This window comes from Bradyrhizobium genosp. P (genome assembly GCF_049949265.1).
GTDB lineage: Bacteria > Pseudomonadota > Alphaproteobacteria > Rhizobiales > Xanthobacteraceae > Bradyrhizobium.
Genome location: NZ_CP188195.1, coordinates 5,280,401 through 5,300,573, shown reverse-complemented (window position 1 = coordinate 5,300,573; position 20,173 = coordinate 5,280,401). Strand labels below are relative to the sequence as shown.

Here is a 20,173-nt window from a genome sequence, read left to right as displayed (position 1 = left end):
CATGTTGAACCGCGTCTATCTCGACTGGAATGCCACCACGCCGCTTCGCCCCGAGGCGAAGGCGGCGATGGTTGCTGCGTGGGAGCTGAGCGGCAACCCGTCGTCGGTGCACAGCGAGGGCCGCAAGGCGCGCCGGCTGGTTGAAGATGCCCGCGGTGCGATCGCACAGGTCGTTGGGGCAGGGCCGCAGGACGTGGTGTTTTTGTCGGGGGGAACCGAGGCCAATGCGCTGGCGCTGACCCCGGGCTTGCGGCGCGGCGCCAGCGCTCCGGTGACGCGGCTGCTGGTCTCGGCGGTCGAACACCCCTCGGTGTCGGCGGGCGGACGGTTTGCGGCTGACGCAGTCGGGACAATTAACGTGACGCGCGCCGGCGTGGTCGATCTTGGTCATCTGCGCGCGCTGCTGGCCGACGGTCCGCCCGCGCTGGTGTCGGTGATGCTGGCGAACAACGAGACCGGCGCGATCCAGCCGGTGGCCGACGTCGCCGGGATCGTCCATGCGGCCGGCGGGCTGGTGCATGTCGACGCCATCCAGGCGTTCGGAAAGATCCCGTTCGATCTCGGCACGACGCAGGCGGATCTGCTGACCCTGTCGGCGCACAAGATCGGCGGTCCGAAGGGCGTCGGGGCGCTCGTCCTCGCCGAGGGCGTGGAGGGGCTGGAGGCGCTGCTGCGTGGCGGCGGGCAGGAGCTTGGGCGGCGGGCAGGGACGGAGAATGTCGCCGGCATTTCCGCCTTTGGCGCGGCTGCCAGGGCGGCAATGGCGGCGCTGAAGGCCGATGCCGTCAGGATGAGGGGTTTGCGGGACCGTCTGGAGCACGGACTCCGGGAGACGCCGGGCCTGATTGTCTTCTCGGACGAGGCCAAGAGGTTGCCAAATACCGTTCTATTCACCGTGTCGGGGATGAGGGCCGAGACGGCGGTTATCGGATTCGACCTCGCCGGGGTGGCTGTCTCCTCCGGCTCCGCCTGCTCCTCGGGCAAGGTACAGCCATCTCATGTGCTGGCGGCAATGGGATACCACTCAGACGTGGCGCAGGGAGCGGTGCGGCTCAGTCTTGGCTGGTCTACCACGGACACAGACGTGGATTTGGCCCTCAAGGCTTGGCGAAAGCTCGCCGATACCCTAGTTAAGGGAGAGCGACGAAACACGGCTTGAACCGTTCTAAGCCTGTTTCATCCCCAAAGCATCGTGATAGACAATTCTGAACTATGATCCACCGCGGTCCTTGAAACCGCGAGCGGAGGATTGAATGCCTGCTGTACAAGAGACGGTCGAGCGCGTCCGGCGCATCGACGTCGACCAGTATCGATATGGGTTTGAGACGCTGATCGAATCCGACAAGGCCCCTAAGGGATTGTCGGAAGACACAGTACGGTTCATCTCTGCAAAGAAGAATGAGCCCGCCTGGATGCTGGAATGGCGCCTGGAGGCATTCCGCCGCTGGCTGACCATGACCGAGCCGACCTGGGCCCGGGTCAACTATCCCAAGATCGACTACCAGGATCTCTATTACTACTCGGCGCCGAAGCCGAAGAAGACACTGTCGTCGATCGACGAGATCGATCCGGAAATCCTGAAGACCTACGAGAAGCTCGGCATTCCCCTGCGCGAGGTCGCGATCCTGGAAGGCGTCGAATCGCCGCCGGGTGGCGCGCCATCGGCCAACCGCAAGATCGCGGTCGACGCCGTGTTCGATTCGGTTTCCGTCGCGACCACCTTCCAGAAGGAATTGAAGGCCGCCGGCGTGATCTTCATGCCGATCTCCGAGGCGATCCGCGAGCATCCCGAGCTCGTGAAGAAATATCTCGGCACCGTGGTGCCGACGTCTGACAACTATTTCGCGACGCTTAACTCGGCGGTGTTTTCCGACGGTTCGTTCGTCTACGTGCCGCCGGGCGTGCGCTGCCCGATGGAGCTGTCGACCTATTTCCGCATCAACGAGCGCAACACCGGCCAGTTTGAGCGCACGCTGATCATCGCCGACAAGGGCGCCTACGTCTCCTATCTCGAAGGCTGCACCGCGCCGCAGCGCGACGAGAACCAGCTGCACGCCGCCGTGGTCGAACTCGTCACGCTCGACGATGCCGAGATCAAATATTCGACGGTGCAGAACTGGTACCCTGGCAATTCGGAAGGCAAGGGCGGCATCTACAATTTCGTCACCAAGCGCGGCGACTGCCGGGGTAGGAATTCGAAGATCTCCTGGACCCAGGTCGAGACCGGCTCGGCGATTACCTGGAAATATCCGAGCTGCATCCTGCGCGGCGACAATTCGAGCGGCGAGTTCTACTCGATCGCGATCTCGAATGGCTTTCAGCAGGTCGATAGCGGCACCAAGATGATCCACCTCGGCAAGAACACGTCGAGCCGGATCATCTCCAAAGGCATCGCCGCCGGCAAATCGCAGAACACCTATCGCGGCCTGGTCAGCGCCCATCGCAAGGCGACCGGCGCGCGCAACTACACCGCGTGCGACTCGCTTCTGATCGGCGACAAATGCGGCGCGCATACAGTGCCGTACGTCGAAGCCAAGAATTCGTCTGCGACGTTCGAGCATGAGGCCACGACCTCGAAAATCTCAGAGGACGTGCTGTTCTACTGCATCCAGCGCGGGCTCAGCCAAGAGGAAGCCGTCGGCCTCGTCGTCAACGGCTTCGTGAAAGATGTGCTGCAGCAACTGCCGATGGAGTTCGCGGTGGAAGCGCAGAAGCTGATCTCGATCAGCCTTGAAGGTTCGGTTGGTTAAATCCATCCCGCCAAGGGTCGCGAATGACGCGCCTCGGGATGATGCTCAGGAAGATTGTGATGCCATTGCTTGAAGTGAAAGATCTGAAAGTCCGCGTCGAGGAGCGTGAGATCCTCCACGGGTTGTCGCTCACGGTGAACCCGGGCGAGGTCCATGCGATCATGGGGCCGAACGGCTCCGGCAAATCGACGCTCTCCCACGTCATCGCCGGCAAGCCGGGCTATGAAGTCACCGGCGGGCAGGTGCTGTTCAAGGGCCAGGACCTGCTGGAGATGGCGCCCAATGAGCGTGCCGCGAAGGGCGTGTTCCTGGCGTTCCAGTATCCGGTCGAGATACCCGGCGTCACCACCTGGAACTTCCTGCATGCGGCACTGAACGCGCAGCGCAAGGCGCGCGGCGAGGACGAGATGTCGTCGCCGGCGTTCCTCAAGAAGGTTCGCGAGGTCGCCAAGTCGCTGAACATCCCGCAGGACATGCTGAAGCGCGGCGTCAATGTCGGCTTCTCCGGCGGCGAGAAGAAGCGCAACGAGATCCTGCAGATGGCGCTGTTCGAGCCGGCCGTCTGCATCCTCGACGAAATGGATTCCGGCCTCGACATCGACGCGCTGCGGATCGCGGCCGACGGCGTCAACGCGCTGCGCTCGCCGGAGCGTGCGATGGTCGTGATCACCCACTATCAGCGTCTCTTGAATTACATCGTGCCCGATGTCGTGCACGTGATGTCGAAGGGCCGGGTCGTCAAAAGCGGCGGCAAGGAGCTGGCACTCGAGCTGGAAGAGTTGGGTTACGCGCAGTTCGAAGACGCTGCCTGACGAAGGACCGATCTGTGATGAACGTTGTTGCAAAGACCGAGACCGGGCGTGCGCTGGGCGATGCATTCGCCCTCGTGAGCGACCGTCTGCCGGGCAAGGGCGAGATCGCCGAGCAGCGGCGCCAGGCGTTCGTTGCCTATGAGCGCGTTGGTCTGCCGCATCGCCGGATCGAGGATTGGAAATACACCGATCTGCGCGCGCTGATGCGCGAAGTACTGCCGCTCGCGCCGGCGCCGGACGCCACAGCGCTCAACCGTGCCGCGGCGGCTGCGAAGCTGCAGGCGATCGACGGCGTGCGCCGCCTGGTCCTCGTCGACGGCGCCTTCGCGCCTGATCTGTCTGATCTCGGCAATCTCGAGAAGGGGCTCAGCATCCGGCCGCTGCGCGAGATACTGGACGCCGGCGACGGCGCGCTGTCGGTGCAGGCGTTTGCGTCGGACAATTCCAATCCCATGATCGCGTTGAACGGCGCGATGGCGACCGATGGCTTCGTCATCGACGTCGCCGACGGCACGGTGCTTACCCGGCCGCTGCACATCGTCCACGTGGCATCAAGCGCCACACCGGCCGCGATGTTTACGCGCTCGCTGCTGCGGCTCGGCCGCGACACCGGCGCGACGCTGGTGGAGAGCTATCTCGCCGCCGACGGCGCCAAGGCCTACCAGACCCATGACGGGCTGATCGTTGCGATCGGCGACAATGCGCGGCTCGATCATGTCCGCCTGGTCGAGGACGCAAGCGACGCCTTCAACATCTCCTCCGCCACGGTCACGCTTGGCGCACACGCGCATTTCAACACCTTCGCGATGACCACGGGCGCCCATGTCAGCCGTTACCAGCCCACGGTGACGTGCGCCGGCGAGGGCTCGAAGGTCGAGACCAATGGCGTCAATCTGATCAACGGCAAGCAGCACGCCGACACCACGCTGTTCATGGATCACGCGGTGCCGCATTGCGACAGCCGCGAGATCTTCCGCGCCGTGGTCGACGACCGTGCGCATTCGGTGTTCCAGGGTCGCATCATCGTCCGTCCGCATGCCCAGAAGACCGACGCCAAGATGATGACCCGCGCGCTGTTGCTCTCCGACGAGGCGGAAGCCGACAACAAGCCGGAACTCGAGATCTTCGCCGACGACGTCACCTGCGGCCACGGTGCGACCACCGGCGCGCTCGACGAGAGCCTGCTGTTCTACATGCGCGCCCGCGGACTGCCGGAGAAGGAAGCTCAGGCGCTTCTGATCCAGGCTTTTGTCGGCGAGGCGATCGAGACCATCGTCAGCGACACCTTGCGTGAGGTCGCAATCGCAGCCGCACGGCGCTGGCTGGAGGCGAGGGCATGAGCACGCATCCGGCAGTCAGCAACGGTGCGTACGACGTCGCCCGCGTCCGGCAGGATTTTCCAGCACTGGCCATGCAGGTCTACGGCAAGCCGCTGGTCTATCTCGACAACGCGGCCTCGGCGCAGAAGCCGAACGCGGTGCTCGACCGCATGACGGAAGCCTATAAGAGCGAGTACGCCAACGTCCATCGCGGCCTGCATTACCTCGCGAATGCCGCGACGGAGGCCTATGAAGGCGCCCGCGGCAAGGTGGCGAAGTTCGTCAATGCCCGCCGCAATGAGGAGATCGTCTTCACCCGCAACGTCACCGAGGCGATCAACCTGGTGGCGTCGTCCTGGGGCGAACCCAACGTCAAAGAGGGTGACGAGATCGTCCTCTCGATCATGGAGCACCACTCCAACATCGTGCCCTGGCATTTCCTGCGGGAACGCCACGGCGCTGTCATCAAGTGGGCGCCGGTCGACGATGAGGGCAATTTCCTGATCGAGGAGTTCGAAAAACTCCTGACGCCGCGCACCAAGATTGTTGCGATCACCCAGATGTCGAACGCCCTCGGCACGCTGGTGCCGGTCAAGGAGGTCATCAGGCTGGCGCACGCCCGCGGCATTCCGGTGCTGGTCGACGGCGCGCAGGGTGCCGTGCATCTGCCGGTCGACGTGCAGGACCTCGACTGCGATTTCTACGCTTTCACCGGCCACAAGGTCTACGGACCGACCGGCATCGGCGCGCTCTATGCCAAGCACGAGCATCTGGTCGCGATGCGCCCGTTCAACGGTGGGGGCGAGATGATCCGCGAAGTCGCCAAGGACTGGGTCACTTATGGCGATCCGCCGCACAAGTTCGAAGCCGGCACCCCGCCGATCGTGGAAGCGATCGGGCTCGGCGCCGCCATCGATTATGTCAATTCGATCGGCAAGGACCGCATCGCAGCCCACGAGCACGACCTGCTTACCTATGCCCAGCAGCGGCTGCGCGAGATCAACTCGCTGAGGCTGATCGGCACCGCCCGCAACAAGGGTCCGGTGATCTCCTTCGAGATGAAGGGCGCGCATCCCCACGACGTCGCGACGGTGATCGACCGTCAGGGTATTGCGGTGCGCGCCGGCACCCATTGCGTGATGCCGCTTTTAGAGCGGTTCAATGTCACGGCGACCTGCCGCGCGTCATTCGGGATGTATAATACCAGGGAAGAAGTCGACCATCTGGCGCAGGCGCTGATCAAGGCGCGGGAATTGTTCGCATGACCGATACGGCCGAAGTCAAGACTGCCAACATGGAAACCACCTCGGCGCTGCCGGCGGAGGAGACCGAGCGCCTGGGCGGCGAAATCGTCGCCGCGCTGAAGACGGTGTTCGACCCGGAAATCCCGGCCGACATCTACGAACTCGGTCTGATCTACAAGGTCGACCTCAAGGACGATCGCGCCGTCGACATCCTGATGACGCTGACCACGCCGAACTGCCCGGCAGCGGGCGAGCTGCCGACGATGGTAGAGAACGCCGTGGCGAGCGTCCCCGGTGTCGGCGTCGTCAACGTCAATTTGGTGTGGGATCCGGCCTGGACGCCGGATCGCATGTCGGACGAGGCGCGCCTCGTCCTTAATATGTGGTGATGCGTTAGTGGATCGGACTTAGGATCGGCAATTGATTTGCTGCGGGGACTGCCCACATGAATGACATGACACAAGCTTCTCCGATTTCAGCCAAGCCAAGGCGGCCGCGCCCGCAGGTCATGAAACTGACTGACGCCGCCGCGGAACGGATCACGGAGCTCACCCAGCGCGCCGATTCCGAGATCGTCGGCCTGCGCGTCGGCATCAAGAACGGCGGCTGCGCCGGGCAGTCCTACACTGTCGAATATGCCCATGATATCCGCCCGACCGACGAAGTGGTCGAAGACAAGGGCGTGAAGATCCTGGTCGAGCCCAAGGCCGTACTGTTCCTGCTCGGCACCGAGATGGACTACAAGGCCGACAAGATGCAGGCCCAGTTCGTGTTCAACAACCCGAACCAGATCTCGGCTTGCGGCTGCGGCGAGTCGGTGCAGCTCAAGCCGGCCGAGGTCTAGTTTCCTCTGCCACGGTAGTCGGCCCTTATGATGGACCGCGAATTCCTGATCGACCTTTTTGCCGATTTCGGGCCGGTCACGCTGCGCCGGATGTTTTCTGGCTACGGCATCTCCGCTGACGAAGGCTGCTGCGAAAAAGGCGCCCGCGAAGAAAGCTACCCCCAAGAAGATTGCGACGGCCAACAAGAATCGTAGGGTGGGCAAAGCGAAGCGTGCCCACCGAACTCGATCCCGCTAGAAATGGTGGGCACGGCGCTTGCGCGCCTTTGCCCACCCTACAAAGCAGATCACGCCACGCGGGTCTGCGTCTCGGCGTTGTATTCCGGATCGGCTTCGCAGATCACGCGGTTGCGGCCGGCGCGTTTGGCGGCGTACAGGCAGGCATCGGCGCGCTCGATCAGCGAGTCGGTGTCGTCGCCCGGCTTCAGCATGGATACGCCGACCGAGATGGTGACACGGCCGAGGATCTCGCCGGTGGACTTCTTCTTCAGTTCCTTGGCCATCACGGCGCGGCGGATGTGGTCGGCGACCGTCAGCGCCTGGCGCAGCGCGGTGTTGGGCAGCACGACCGCAAATTCCTCGCCGCCGTAGCGGGCGGTGATGTCCTGGCCCTTGATGGTCTGTTTCAGCGACTGCGCCACCAGCCGCAGCACCTGGTCGCCGGTGAGGTGGCCATAGGAGTCGTTGAACGACTTGAAGTGGTCGATGTCGAACATCAGGAGCGATAATGGCTCGCCGCTGGCAAGCGCAGTCTGCACCGCCATCTCCAGCGATCGGTCGAAATATTTCCGGTTGCCGAGACCGGTGAGCGGATCGGTCAGGCTCTCGGCGCGGATCGCCTCCAGACTATGCTGCAGGTCACTGATCTCGGACTTTGACAGCGCGAGCCGGTTCTCCAGCGCCATGTTGGTCTCGCGCATCTCGTGCGTCGACTTGGCCAGGCTCTCGACAACCGCCTTGATCTGATCGTGGGTCGTGGCGGTCGCGAGCTTGTCGCTGGCGCCGACCAGGCTTGCATCGTAGCTCAAGGACACACCGAGCGCTTCGGTGATCAGCTTGATGACGTCATCGATCTCGCCGATGACGCGGGCGCCGACCTTGTCGATACGGTCGGATGTCTTGATGTGCGACAGGTAGGTTTCGTAGATCTGCTCGAGATCGGATTCGCTCAGCTTGCCGCAGCGCGCCAGCGTTTCGTTGATGATCTTGTTGAGGGGAGCGTTGTATCCGGTCGCGTAGACGTACCAAATTTCGTAGTTGCGGGGGACAGCGGTCTGCCGAAGAGACCGGATTTGACCAAGCGCAACTTCGGCAAAAGCCAACGTGCGTTCGTGTTCGTCCAGCAGTTTGACCACTGTTACGTCCCCAATGCGAGCGGCGCCGGATATTGTCCAGCAGCAAATAACTAAAATTATCGGGCCAAGGGTACGGGACGAGAGTGAAGGCAAGGTAAACAGTGGAACCGGGGGACGCCGGCCTCGATTACCGCGGAATGCTCACGACGGCGTCGTTATCGGACGCAGGTTTCGCAAGCTTTCGCCTGGCGGGTCGAGCAACAATGAAGATTGGAACTCGGTCTATGCCGTAGCGCTGTCCCTCGGATCATAAGGGAGAACTTGACTGACGTCCTACTAGAAGGTAGACAATGGCATGAGCAACTTATCGACCACGTCTGACGACATCCTGGCTTGCGCGCGTTCTCTGATCGTCGCTGGCGGATACGACGGTTTCAGCTATGCCGACATCGCCGATGTGGTCGGGATTCGTAAGGCGAGCATCCATCACCATTTCCCAAGCAAGGTCGATCTGGTCCGAACGCTGGTTGCGCGGTATCGGGAAGAAGCTGAAGCGGGGATTGCGAATCTCGAACTCCAGGTATCCGATCCGCTCGAACAGCTTGGGTTCTACGCTGCGTATTGGGAATCCTGCATCGCCGATGCCAGCGCCTCGTTCTGTGTCTGCGCGCTGCTGGCAAGCCAGCTCCCCGCTCTGCCCGAGGAAGTTGGCCTGGAGGTCCGGGCGCATTTCCGCTCCCTGTCAGCGTGGCTGACATCGGTGCTGGAGCGCGGCGCGCGGCGCGGCCAACTTCAACTGATGAGTAGCCCTCGTGTCGAGGCTGAAGCGTTCATGGCGGCGGTTCACGGCGCGATGCTTTCGGCGCGGGCCTATGGCGATCCGAAGATATTCGGCGTCGTGACAGGCCCGCTCCTGGAGCGGCTCGCCGCGCGCCGCCCTCCGGATACGGTCCTGGATCTCAAATAACCACAGCGGTGATCGCCCTGCGACATTCGTCGCGAGAGGCTACCTACTAGTCGAAAGGATATCTAATGACGCTTCACAATGGTGATCTTTCTCGCGCCAGCCAGGAACAATGGCTCAAGCTCTATTACTTCGCTAGGACAGCGTTCTCGGCTGTCTGGGTGGCGGCTGCCTTTACGGTGGGACAGAGTTCCTGGGTGATCGCGGCGGTCTTGCTCGTCGCCTATCCCGCATGGGATGCGCTCGCCAATTTTGTCGACGCATCGCGCAACGGAGGATTGGGACAGAATCGCACGCAGGCCATCAACGTCGTGGTCAGTGTGGCGGCAACGCTCGCGGTCGTTCTTGCGCTGGAGATGAGCATGAATTGGGTGCTCGGGGCGTTCGGCGTCTGGGCGATCCTGTCTGGGCTGCTTCAACTGGGCACCGCAGTTCGCCGTTGGAAGAGCTACGGTGCGCAGTGGGCGATGATCCTGAGCGGCGGGCAATCAGCGCTGGCAGGCACGTTTTTCGTCGTGCAGGCGCGGATGCCGTTGCCGCCATCCATCAGCAACGTGGCCGGCTATGCCGCAGTAGGCGCCTTCTACTTCCTGGTTTCAGCGGTGTGGCTGAGCGTGAGCCAATTGCGGCGGAGGGCTGCATAAGGCCCGTCGTCTTAAGCCATCACCGACCCGATCGGGCTGGTCGCGCTGCCGCGAGCGCATCCCCTGACCTCCAAATCCGTTGCCGGGCACACCGGCGTCGCCCGGACGCCGGTCAGATCAAAGTTCAGATCTCAGACGCGCGCGCGTACCGGGCGCAGCAAGAAGGCCGGCAGATGCGAATGATCGGCGGGTTCATGGTCCGCCTCGCGCTGTCGCCGCTGCGGCTCGCTGCGGCCGATCGACGGCACATGCGGCGCTGGTGCCTGCGGCGCTTTGTTGCGGCCCTGGCGTGGTTCGCGCTCGTGACGCGGCTCCTCGGCGGGACGCGCCTCGTGCTCCTGACGCGGCTCGCGATCTTGACGCGGCTCGCGGTCTCGACGTGGTTCGCGCTCGCGGCGCGGCTTGCGATCGCCGCGGGCTCCGTCGCGCGAACCATCGCGGCTGCGCGAGCGGCGCGGTGCCTCGGACGAGTCGGAAGCTGCACTGGGAGCGGAGTAGTCACCCTCGGCACGGGGAATCTGCTGGCCGATCAGCTTTTCGATCGCAGCCATCGACTTGGTGTCGAGCGAGGTGACAATGGAGATCGCGGTACCGCTGCGTCCGGCGCGGCCGGTACGGCCAATGCGGTGTACATAATCGTCGGGGTGGTGCGGTACGTCGAAATTGAAGACGTGGCTGACCGCCGGAATATCGAGGCCGCGCGCGGCGACGTCGGAGGCGACCAGCAGCGGAATCTCGCCCTTGCGGAACCGATCGAGCGCGGCCGTACGGGCGGACTGATCCATGTCGCCGTGCAGCGCGCCGACGCTGAAGCCGTGCTTCTGCAGCGATTTGTGAAGGACCGCGACTTCGCGCTTGCGATTGCAGAAGATGAGCGCGTTGTTGAGGTCCTTGGCCTCGCGCAGCAGGCGGCGGAGGATTTCGCGCTTGTCATGCGCTTCGCGACCGGCGGGGACCTGCAACTGGGTCACGGTGACGGCGGTCGTCGCGGGCTTGGAGACCTCTATCCGCGCCGGATTATGCAGGAAGGCCTCGGTGATGCGGCTGATTTCCGGGGGCATCGTGGCGGTGAAAAACAGCGTCTGCCGTGTAAAGGGGACCAGCTTGCAGATGCGTTCGATGTCGGGGATGAACCCCATGTCGAGCATGCGGTCGGCTTCGTCGATCACCAGAAGCTCGACACCGGTGAGCAGCAATCCGCCGCGTTCGGTGTGATCGAGCAGGCGGCCGGGCGTTGCGATCAGCACGTCGACGCCGCGCGTCAGCTTGGTATCCTGGTCGCCGAACGAGACGCCGCCGATCAGCAGCGCGACGTTGAGCTTCTGGCCGGCGCCGTATTTGTCGAATTGCTCCTTCACCTGCGCGGCGAGTTCGCGGGTCGGCTCGAGGATGAGGGTGCGGGGCATTCGGGCCCTGGCGCGGCCCTTCTCGAGCAAAGTGAGCATCGGGAGGACAAAGGCGGCGGTCTTGCCGGTGCCGGTCTGGGCGATGCCGAGGACGTCACGGCGGGCCAGAACGTGGGGGATCGCCTGATCCTGGATGGGGGTGGGGGTGGTGTAACCGGTGGCCGCGACTGCGGCGAGGACCTTGTCGGAAAGGCCTAGATTGGAAAAGGACATTGAGCCTCTGGTCGATACCGCCGTTCGGAATCGAAGGTATAAGGCTGTCGCGTTCGGCCCCGAAACGGCTGGCTTCTAAAAAGCTCGGGGGCTCTGAGTGACGCTGACGGGCGGCAAACCTAACGAATCGCGCTTCGATCCGAGGCCGCGTTGAGACCGGAACATAGGGTCGAAACCAACAAAGTCAATCTTGGAACCGGTCCCGCGGTCGAAAAAGCTTAATGTTTTCGCACAAATAAGCGCCGCTTCGTCATTTTCCGGTCAAATGAGTCGTCGTGAACCGATGAAACAACTGATCCGACTATTATCCGGCGGTCGCACGCGCCATGACAATGCCGTGCAGGCGGGGAACAGGATGACGCGCTGGCTTTCGGCAACGCTCATCGCGGCTGCATTGATCGCATTGGCTGTGCCCGCCCACGCCGAGAACCGTGTCGCGCTCGTGATCGGCAACAACGACTACAAGAACGTGCCGAAGCTGCAGAAGGCGGTCAACGACGCCCGCACCATGGGCGACACGCTGAAGCAGCTTGGTTTCAGCGTCATGGTGGCCGAGAATTTGAATCGCCAGGCCTTCTCCGAAACGCTGCTTGCCTTTGACCGCGCGGTCGAACCCGGCGACACCGCGTTCTTTTTCTATGCCGGCCACGGCTTCGAGATCGCGGGCCAGAACTTCCTGCTGCCGACCGACGTGCCGGCCGCCACCGAAGGGCAGGAAGAGCTGGTGCGCGACGCCTCAGTGCTCGCCGACCGCATCATCGAGCGGCTGCAGAACAAGAGGGCGCGCACCTCGATCCTGGTGTTCGACGCCTGTCGCAACAATCCATTCGAGCGCGCCGGCACCCGTGCCGTCGCGGGCGGCGGCGGGCTGGCGCCGATGATGCAGTTGCCCGAGGGCGTGTTCTCGGTGTTTTCGGCGGGGCCGCGCCAGACCGCGCTCGACCGTCTGTCCAACGACGACGCCAATCCCAATTCGGTGTTCACGCGGACCTTTGCCAAGGAACTGTTGCAGCCCGGCGAGAACCTCGTACAGGTCGCGCAACGGACGCGGCGGCAGGTCAGCGAGATGGCCGAGACCGTGCAGCACAAACAAATCCCGGTCTATTTCGACCAGATGGTCGATGACGTCTTCCTCAACGGGATGGCCAAGGGGCCGGCAGAGGGGCAGGCCGATGCGGCCAAGCCTGCCGCGCCGCCGCAACAGGTGGCGGCGCTGCCGCCGGTGTCAGTGCCGAGGCTGCCCAGGGAAGACGCCGTCAATGCGCCGATCGCGAGCTTCTCGCGTCACAATGGCGGCTGGACCGTGGTGGTCTCGATCGCCGACCCGGCGCTCGGGATTTCGTGGCGAATGGGTGAAGGCGGCGATTTCCGCGAAACCGGCTTCATCGACACGCTCGATCCGCGCACCCGCAAGCGGATGCCCAACCTGTCGATCGAATTGCCGGCCGACGCGCCCGCGGGCACGATCCAGCTTCGCTATGTCGACGCGCAGGGCGAGATGCAGGGGCCATTTCCGATCAGGTTCGACCCGGAAGCGGCGCTGATCCGCGACCAGCGCAAGATCCTCGACATGACCGCGACGAGCTGGCTGTCGTTCCGCGAGTTCAACGGCCTGCTGGTCTACTACACACACCTGATGTCGTATCGCTGCGCAATCCGTGAGGTACGTATCGGCGTCGACACGGCGGTTCCGGACAAGGTGCTGAAGATGCCGGCCTGCGATGTGCGGGACCCGGGTGCGATCCCGTCGGATGCGCAGCCCTATCTGAAGCTCGCGCCGCAGACCAAATCGATCTCGGTCGAACTGACCTATCGCGACGGCAGCGTGTCGGAGACCAAGACGTTCCGGCGATAGCTTGCATCCTTCTTGTCCGATCGGCGTTACACTCCAGACCTAGGCTCGGTTGGACGATGAGGATTGCGTCATGGATGCAGTAGATCCGGAGGGACCGACAGCGCGGACCATGAAGGTCCGTTGCTGCGTGGTCGGCGGCGGACCGGCCGGGATGATGCTTGGCTACCTGCTCGGACGTGCCGGGATCGATGTCGTGGTGCTGGAGAAGCACGCCGATTTCTTCCGCGACTTCCGTGGCGATACCGTGCACCCATCGACCTTGCAGGTGATGGATGAGCTCGGGTTGATCGACGGCTTTTTAAAGCTCAAGCATCAGGAATTGCAGAAGCTCGATGGCATGTTCGGCGGCACGAAGGTGCGGATTGCCGATCTCAGCCGCGTCAATGTCAAATATCCGTTCATTGCAATGATGCCGCAGTGGGACTTCCTCAATTTCCTGCGCGAGAGCGGCAAGCGTTTTCCATTGCTCAAGGTGATGATGAGCACCGAGGCGACCGATCTGATCCGGCAGGGCGACACCGTCACGGGTGTCCGCGCGCAGACGCCGGATGGCCCGATTGATATCGAGGCTGACCTCACGATCGCTTGCGACGGCCGCCACTCCACCGTGCGTGATCGCGCCGGTCTTGCAGTCGAGGAAATCGGCGCGCCGATGGATGTGCTTTGGTTTCGCGTCGGGCGGCGCCCGGATGAGACGGAGAACCTGTTTGCCCGCGTCGAGCCGGGCAAGATGATGGTGACGTTTGATCGCGGCGACTACTGGCAGTGCGCCTTTGTCATCGCCAAGGGACAATACGACGCGGTGAAGGCGAGGGGGCTGCCGGCGCTGCTGGACGACGTGGTGCGGATGGCGCCGGTTCTCAAGGCCGGCATCGCCGAGGTGAAGAGTTTTGACGATGTCAAATTGCTCACGGTCGCGATCAACCGCTTGACGCGCTGGACGCGGCCCGGCTTGCTGTGCATCGGCGACGCCGCACATGCGATGTCGCCGGTCGGCGGCGTCGGTGTCAATCTGGCGGTGCAGGATGCGGTCGCGACTGCAAATCTCCTGGCGGCGAAGCTCGTCCACGATTGCCCGTCGGAAGAAGAACTCGACGCAGTCAGGCGTCGGCGCGAACTTCCGGTGCGTGTGACCCAGCGGATTCAGGTGATCGCGCAGAACAACATCATCACGGTGGCGCTCAAATCGGGCGATCGACCGCTGAGGGTGCCGTTTGCTATGCGGGTGGTTACCGCTGTGCCGTGGCTGCAGGGACTTATCGCGCGCTTCGTCGGTGTCGGTGCGCGGCCTGAGCACGTGCATTCACCGGCTCAAAGCTGACAGGCGAGCTGCGCAGAAGATAAAGAATCCATCAAGGATAACAGCCGCTTAAAATAACTCTTAGAAGTTGCGTGGTTGCAACGGCGGAGAAGATTCGAGATCGGCCTCTGCCGATTCTGCGTCGCCGGCTCGGCCGGTTTTCTTTTGGTAAGGGTCTCTCGGGGAATGCTGGCACCCATCAGACAACCTTGGGGGTGCCACCATGTCTCATGCCAAACTAATTGCCGCGCTCACCGTCACGACCGCACTCGGTATCTGCGCCGCTTCGGCCGCCGATCTCGCCGCCGGTCCCTATACGAAGGCGCCGGCTTACATTGCGTCGATCTACAACTGGGCCGGCTTCTATGTCGGCGGCAACGTCGGCGGCTCCTGGACCAACCAGGAATGGACCAACACTGCCAACACCACATTGTTCGGCGATCTCAGGCCGGGACAGGGCTTCCGGCAGCGCGGGAGCGGCGTGTTCGGTGGTGGCCAGATCGGCTACAACTGGCAGGCCAACAATTGGGTGTTTGGTCTTGAGGGCACGCTCGCCGGCCTCGACAACCGAGGCACGCTCGTCAACAACGTGTTCGGTGCAGCTGACGATCGCTTCAGTTGGCGCGCGGACTGGATGGCGACTGTCACGGCCCGTGCCGGCCTCGCCGTGCAGAATAATTTGTTCTATGTGAAGGGCGGCTACGCAGGGGTGAACAACCGCTTGTCGGTCGTCGACACGACGCCGCCGGCTACGGGCTCGGGCAGCCAGACCAGCTGGCAGAACGGCTGGACCGTCGGCGCGGGTTGGGAATACGGCATCACGCAGAACTGGATCGTCGGTGTCGAATACGACTACGCCTCGTTCGAGAAGAAGAACGTTGAACTCGCCGGCACCGCTGCGCCGGCGACCTACGCCTTCAGCGCGGGTCCGCGCGACATCCAGTCAGCCGTCGTTCGCCTGAGCTACAAGTTCGGTGCGCCGCTGGTTGCGCGCTACTGAGCCCTGGTGTTCATCTTAGACGTGAAGCCCCGGCATTGCCGGGGCTTTTGCGTGTTTCGAACCTACACCATGATCGAGTAGCCGCCGTCGACCGGAATGGCGGTGCCGGTCACGAAGTCGGACGCTGAAGACGCCAGGAACACGGCGATCCCCGCGAAGTCGTCGATCGCGCCCCAGCGCGCGGCCGGCGTGCGCGCGAGCACGCGCTCGTGGAGGCCGGCCACCTGCTGGCGCGCGCCTTTCGTCAGGTCGGTGTCGATCCAGCCGGGAAGGATGGCGTTGACCTGGATATTGTCGGGCGCCCAGGCATTGGCGCAGGCGCGGGAGAACTGCACGATGCCGCCCTTGCTCGCGGCATAGGCCGGCGCGAAGCTCGCGCCGAAGATCGACATCATCGAGCCGATATTGATGACCTTGCCATGGCCGGACGCCTTCAGCGCCGGATAGGCCGCCTTCGAGCACACGAACGCGCTGGTGAGGTTGGTGTCGATCACCTTGCTCCACTCCTCGAGCTCCAGCTCGTGAGGCGGCTTGCGGATGCTCATGCCGGCATTGTTGATGAGGATGTCGATCCGGCCGAGTTCCTTGACGACCCGGTCGACCATGGCGGTGACCGCTGACGTGTCAGTCACGTCGGTCGTCACGGCGATCGCCTCGACGCCGCGCTGTCTGAGATCCTCGACGGCCGCCGCTGATTTCGCCTCGTTGCGTCCGACCACGGCAATGCCGGCTCCGGCGTCCGCAAGGCCGCGCGCCATGCCGAGCCCGATACCGCCATTACCGCCGGTGACAACCGCGACTTTACCGGTGACGTCGAACAGTCCGTTTTTCATTGTTGTTGTCCGCTTTGGTTGAAGGCAAGCACAGAGTGCCCGATCAGCGTCGGCTCTGCCAGATCAGGATCAGGCCGACGGCGCCGAGGGCTGCGCCATATTCCGACCATTGGATCTGGTTGATCATGAAGCTTGACGCCGGCCAGGCGATCACCCCGAGGCCCTGGCCGATCCAGAGTAGCCCGATCACGAGGGCAATCAGCCCGAGAACCGACAGTAACCGCGCCATTGTCAGCGCCTTCAGATGATGTGTCCCGCGGGCCAACGCAGAGTTCAGGAAACCGTTGCAAGAGCGCCGACCGCTCTCGACCGGATACGATGCCGCGCTGACCGGCAAACCCCAATCGTATCCACTTCGCTCGAGAATGCTATCGGCAACAAAAAAAGCCCCGGGCAATGCCGGGGCTTTTGTTCTGCGGTTCAGCAGGGATCAGTACTTGGCGACGACCGGGCCGCTCCAGTTGAAGCGGTAGACCAGCGAGGTGCTGATGGTCTGCACGTAAGGCTTGAAGTTGATGTCGCGGGTGCCTCCGCCCACTGCGGCTCCGAACTCGGTGATGTTCTTGGTGTCGTAGAAGGCCGAACGATATTCGGTCTTCATGAACCAGCCCGGCGCGGTGAAGCCGAAGATGTTCAGGTTGTTCTCGACGCCGCCGCCGACGAACCAGCCCGAGCGATCGAAGCCGTTGGTCGATCCAATCGCCGTGCCGGTGCCGGTGTTGAACAACGTGGTGCCCTTCCAGTGGGAGTCCGAATAACCCGCGTTGACATACGAGAGAACGTTCGGCGCAACCAGATAACCGAGGCGAACACCAGCGGCATAGGAGTAGTCGTTCTTGATATTGCCGGCGGCGAACGGACCCTGATCCTGAATGGTGCCCTTGAGGCTACCGAATTGGCCGTCAGCAAGAATACCGAAAACCCAGCTCTGGTTGAGCTGCCAGTCGTAGCCGGCACCGACGGTGCCGAACCAGCCATCGCCGCCCTGGCGCTGGTTGAAGCCGAGGATCGGCGCGCCGCCAACGGTCGCCTGAACGCCGGTGTCGGCATCCCAGATACCGCCGCCGCCGCCGCCGGAGATGTAGAAGCCAGTCCAGCTCGGGGGCGCCGGCAACATCGGAGCCTTGGTGTAGGGGCGGGCGGCCAAATCAGCCGCCGAGGCCGATGCCGTCATCGCAGCAACCGCGGTCAGAGCGAGCAAAAACTTCTTCATATCCAAATCCTCGACTTTAGCGTTCTAGCGGGTCGCTCGACTGGGGCGCGTTGGCACCGATTCCCGAACTCATGTCCGAGACTATACGTAGTTCTTCCGGAAATGCTGTTGCGGGTGGGACACAACCGCCTGAAAACGAAAACGAGCCGTGCTCTCCCCAAAAGCGAGTAAAGGCCGCCCAGAAAAGTCGGGGCGGCCCGGAAAGATAACTGAAATCAGCGGGTTGTGACTAGACGTCAAGTAGATCGTCATTCGCGAATTCAGCCTTGTCGGAAATGAAGGCAAAGCGGGCTTCGGCCTTGGTGCCCATCAGCCGCTCGACAGAATCGGCGGTGCCCTCGCGGTCTTCGGTCAGCAGCTTCACGCGCAGCATCGTGCGCGTGGCCCGATCCATGGTGGTTTCCTTGAGCTGCGCCGGGTTCATTTCGCCGAGGCCTTTGAAACGGCCGATCTCGACCTTGGCGTTGGCGTGGAATTCGCTCTTGAGCAGCTCATCCCTGTGGGCATCGTCGCGGGCGTACACCGTTTTGGTGCCGTGGGTGAGCTTATAGAGCGGTGGTACCGCGAGATAGAGATGACCTTGATCAATCAGCGGCTGCATCTGCCGGTAGAAGAAGGTAATCAGGAGCGATGCGATATGCGCGCCGTCGACATCGGCGTCGGTCATGATGATGATGCGGGAATAGCGCAGATCCTCTTCGCGGTAATGCGCAAGTGTGCCGCAGCCGAGAGCTTGAACGAGGTCGGCCAACTGGGCATTGGCAGTGAGTTTGTCTTTGCCGGCGGAAGCGACGTTGAGAATCTTGCCGCGCAAGGGAAGGATCGCCTGGGTCTCGCGGTTGCGTGCCTGCTTGGCGGTACCACCGGCCGAGTCGCCCTCGACGATAAACAGCTCCGATTCTTCCGTGCCGGCGCTGGAGCAGTCGGTGAGCTTGCCGGGGAGACGCAGCTTCTTGCCGGCGGTCTTTCGCGCAGTCTCCTTTTCCTGGCGGCGGCGCAGCCGCTCCTCGGCACGATCGACCACGAAGTCCAGGAGCCGGTTGGCTTGGTTCGGATTACCCGAAAGCCAATGGTCGAACGGATCCTTCATCGCCTGTTCGACGATGCGCTGCGCTTCCGCAGTGGCGAGGCGGTCCTTGGTCTGGCCCTGGAATTCAGGCTCGCGCACGAATACCGAGAGCATGACGGCTGCGCCTACCATCACGTCTTCCGAGGTGATCGAGGCGGCGCGCTTGCCCTGGCCGGCGCGTTCGGCATGGTCCTTCAGACCGCGCAATAGCGCACTGCGCAAGCCCGATTCATGGGTGCCGCCGTCGGGCGTCGGCACCGTGTTGGTGTAGGACGACAAGAAGCCGTCAGCGTCCGCAGTCCAGGCTACCGCCCATTCGCAGGCGCCGTGCGCCCCGCTGCGGCCCGACTTGCCGGAGAAGATGTCCTGATGCACCAGCGTGTCGGCGTGGATCGCCGCGCCGAGATAGTCCTTCAGGCCGCCAGGGAAATGGAAGGTCGCCTCGGCCGGCACATCCTCGACGCCCTTCAGCAGCTCCGGATCGCAGTGCCAACGGATCTCGACGCCGCCGAACAGATAGGCCTTCGAGCGCGTCATCTTGAACAGGCGCTGCGGCTTGAACGTCGCCTTGGCACCGAAAATATCGGTGTCCGGCTTGAAGCGGATGCGCGTGCCGCGACGGTTGTTGATCTTGCCGAGGTCTTCGAGCTTGCCCTTGGGATGGCCGCGTTCAAAGCTCATGCGATAGAGCTTCTGGCTGCGCGCGACCTCGACCTCGAGCCGCGAGGACAGCGCGTTGACCACGGAAACGCCGACGCCGTGCAGGCCGCCCGAGGTCTCGTAGACCTTGGAGTCGAACTTGCCGCCGGAGTGCAGCGTGCACATGATGACTTCGAGCGCCGACTTCTTCGGGAATTTCGGATGCGGGTCGACCGGAATGCCGCGACCGTTGTCGGTGACGGTCAGGAAGCCATCGGTGGTCACCTCCACCTCGATGAAGGTGGCGTGGCCGGCGAGCGCCTCGTCCATCGAGTTGTCGATCACTTCCGCGAACAGGTGATGCAACGCCTTCTCGTCGGTGCCGCCGATATACATGCCCGGCCGCCGGCGGACCGGCTCGAGCCCTTCCAGCACCTCGATGTCAGCCGCCGTATAGCCGTCCTCGGCAGCCCCTCCGGATCGGGCCGCGACCTTTAGCGGCGCGCGGCCCTTCGACTCCGGAGCTCCGAACAGATCTTCATCTGATTTGCTTTTGGTGTTTGATTTCAGTGGTTTTGACATGTTTCTTCAGGTGCCACGCAAGACTGGGTTGCGGCGAATCGGTTCTTCTGACTATGCCACGGATAGACTGCGAAAGGGCGGGAAGGCTGGTGGCGGGGATGCCCCAGTCCGGCCGTCCCGTAAATAGGAACCCGCGCTTACGCCCGCGAGGTGCGGAACACAATGATCGTGAACAGGGCCATGGCGGCAGC

General features: G+C 63.2%; 18 protein-coding genes and 1 pseudogene. 13 read left to right on the top strand and 6 right to left on the bottom strand.

What is annotated here, in order from left to right; all coding sequences use genetic code 11:
- The first annotated feature begins 1 nt into the window (after position 1).
- The 8 genes and pseudogenes from ACP2YO_RS25780 to ACP2YO_RS25745 all read left to right on the top strand — a co-directional run.
- Positions 2 to 1,159, top strand: coding sequence for a cysteine desulfurase family protein (locus ACP2YO_RS25780; protein WP_426433984.1), 1,158 nt, complete (start codon positions 2 to 4; stop codon positions 1,157 to 1,159).
- A gap of 94 nt (positions 1,160 to 1,253) precedes the next feature.
- The gene (gene sufB, locus ACP2YO_RS25775) at positions 1,254 to 2,750 is read left to right on the top strand and encodes a Fe-S cluster assembly protein SufB (RefSeq protein ID WP_426433983.1); all 1,497 of its coding nucleotides are present in this window, start codon (positions 1,254 to 1,256) and stop codon (positions 2,748 to 2,750) included.
- Positions 2,751 to 2,809: 59 nt separating this feature from the next.
- Positions 2,810 to 3,562 (top strand): Fe-S cluster assembly ATPase SufC, encoded by a 753-nt coding sequence (gene sufC, locus ACP2YO_RS25770; protein ID WP_426433982.1) that lies wholly within the window; start codon positions 2,810 to 2,812, stop codon positions 3,560 to 3,562.
- A 17-nt stretch (positions 3,563 to 3,579) separates the two neighbouring features.
- Positions 3,580 to 4,902 carry a Fe-S cluster assembly protein SufD gene (gene sufD, locus ACP2YO_RS25765; protein ID WP_426433981.1) on the top strand — a complete coding sequence of 441 codons (1,323 nt, stop codon included), beginning with the start codon at positions 3,580 to 3,582 and terminating at the stop codon, positions 4,900 to 4,902.
- Entirely contained in the window at positions 4,899 to 6,146 is a 1,248-nt protein-coding gene (locus ACP2YO_RS25760) for a cysteine desulfurase (protein ID WP_426433980.1), read from the top strand. Before sufD ends, ACP2YO_RS25760 begins: the two co-directional genes overlap by 4 nt.
- Complete coding sequence (locus tag ACP2YO_RS25755; protein WP_426433979.1) at positions 6,143 to 6,514, top strand: SUF system Fe-S cluster assembly protein; 372 nt, start codon at positions 6,143 to 6,145, stop codon at positions 6,512 to 6,514. Before ACP2YO_RS25760 ends, ACP2YO_RS25755 begins: the two co-directional genes overlap by 4 nt.
- Before the next feature lie 65 nt (positions 6,515 to 6,579).
- A complete protein-coding gene (locus ACP2YO_RS25750) occupies positions 6,580 to 6,969 on the top strand; it encodes a HesB/IscA family protein (protein ID WP_426443315.1) in 390 nt (129 codons plus the stop codon).
- A 30-nt stretch (positions 6,970 to 6,999) separates the two neighbouring features.
- Positions 7,000 to 7,089, top strand: a pseudogene (locus ACP2YO_RS25745) (TfoX/Sxy family protein); the annotation flags it as partial.
- A gap of 167 nt (positions 7,090 to 7,256) precedes the next feature.
- On the opposite strand, the gene ACP2YO_RS25740 reads toward ACP2YO_RS25745, so the two are convergent.
- A complete protein-coding gene (locus tag ACP2YO_RS25740; protein ID WP_426433978.1) occupies positions 7,257 to 8,324 on the bottom strand; it encodes a GGDEF domain-containing protein in 1,068 nt (355 codons plus the stop codon).
- A gap of 295 nt (positions 8,325 to 8,619) precedes the next feature.
- On the opposite strand from ACP2YO_RS25740, the gene ACP2YO_RS25735 reads away from it, so the two are divergent.
- On the top strand, positions 8,620 to 9,231 hold the full coding sequence (locus tag ACP2YO_RS25735) for a TetR/AcrR family transcriptional regulator (protein WP_426433977.1): 612 nt from the start codon (positions 8,620 to 8,622) through the stop codon (positions 9,229 to 9,231).
- Between the two features lie 65 nt (positions 9,232 to 9,296).
- Entirely contained in the window at positions 9,297 to 9,872 is a 576-nt protein-coding gene (locus ACP2YO_RS25730; protein ID WP_426433976.1) for a DUF308 domain-containing protein, read from the top strand.
- A 131-nt stretch (positions 9,873 to 10,003) separates the two neighbouring features.
- Here ACP2YO_RS25730 and ACP2YO_RS25725 read toward each other — a convergent pair whose 3' ends face one another.
- Entirely contained in the window at positions 10,004 to 11,491 is a 1,488-nt protein-coding gene (locus tag ACP2YO_RS25725) for a DEAD/DEAH box helicase (protein WP_426433975.1), read from the bottom strand.
- 355 nt (positions 11,492 to 11,846) lie between these two features.
- Here ACP2YO_RS25725 and ACP2YO_RS25720 point away from each other — a divergent pair, with 355 nt between their 5' ends.
- From ACP2YO_RS25720 to ACP2YO_RS25710, 3 genes are all read left to right on the top strand, one after another.
- Complete coding sequence (locus tag ACP2YO_RS25720; protein WP_426433974.1) at positions 11,847 to 13,346, top strand: caspase family protein; 1,500 nt, start codon at positions 11,847 to 11,849, stop codon at positions 13,344 to 13,346.
- Positions 13,347 to 13,416: 70 nt separating this feature from the next.
- Positions 13,417 to 14,667 carry an FAD-dependent oxidoreductase gene (locus ACP2YO_RS25715; protein ID WP_426433973.1) on the top strand — a complete coding sequence of 417 codons (1,251 nt, stop codon included), beginning with the start codon at positions 13,417 to 13,419 and terminating at the stop codon, positions 14,665 to 14,667.
- A 202-nt stretch (positions 14,668 to 14,869) separates the two neighbouring features.
- A complete protein-coding gene (locus tag ACP2YO_RS25710) occupies positions 14,870 to 15,646 on the top strand; it encodes an outer membrane protein (protein ID WP_426433972.1) in 777 nt (258 codons plus the stop codon).
- 62 nt (positions 15,647 to 15,708) lie between these two features.
- Here ACP2YO_RS25710 and ACP2YO_RS25705 read toward each other — a convergent pair whose 3' ends face one another.
- The 4 genes from ACP2YO_RS25705 to parE all read right to left on the bottom strand — a co-directional run bounded on the left by ACP2YO_RS25705 (position 15,709) and on the right by parE (position 19,982).
- Entirely contained in the window at positions 15,709 to 16,479 is a 771-nt protein-coding gene (locus ACP2YO_RS25705) for an SDR family NAD(P)-dependent oxidoreductase (protein WP_426433971.1), read from the bottom strand.
- Positions 16,480 to 16,522: 43 nt separating this feature from the next.
- Positions 16,523 to 16,708, bottom strand: a complete 186-nt coding sequence (locus tag ACP2YO_RS25700) for a hypothetical protein (RefSeq protein ID WP_426433970.1) — start codon at positions 16,706 to 16,708, stop codon at positions 16,523 to 16,525.
- Positions 16,709 to 16,909: 201 nt separating this feature from the next.
- On the bottom strand, positions 16,910 to 17,692 hold the full coding sequence (locus ACP2YO_RS25695; protein ID WP_426433969.1) for an outer membrane protein: 783 nt from the start codon (positions 17,690 to 17,692) through the stop codon (positions 16,910 to 16,912).
- 229 nt (positions 17,693 to 17,921) lie between these two features.
- Complete coding sequence (parE, locus tag ACP2YO_RS25690; protein ID WP_426433968.1) at positions 17,922 to 19,982, bottom strand: DNA topoisomerase IV subunit B; 2,061 nt, start codon at positions 19,980 to 19,982, stop codon at positions 17,922 to 17,924.
- Between the last annotated feature and the right edge of the window lie 191 nt (positions 19,983 to 20,173).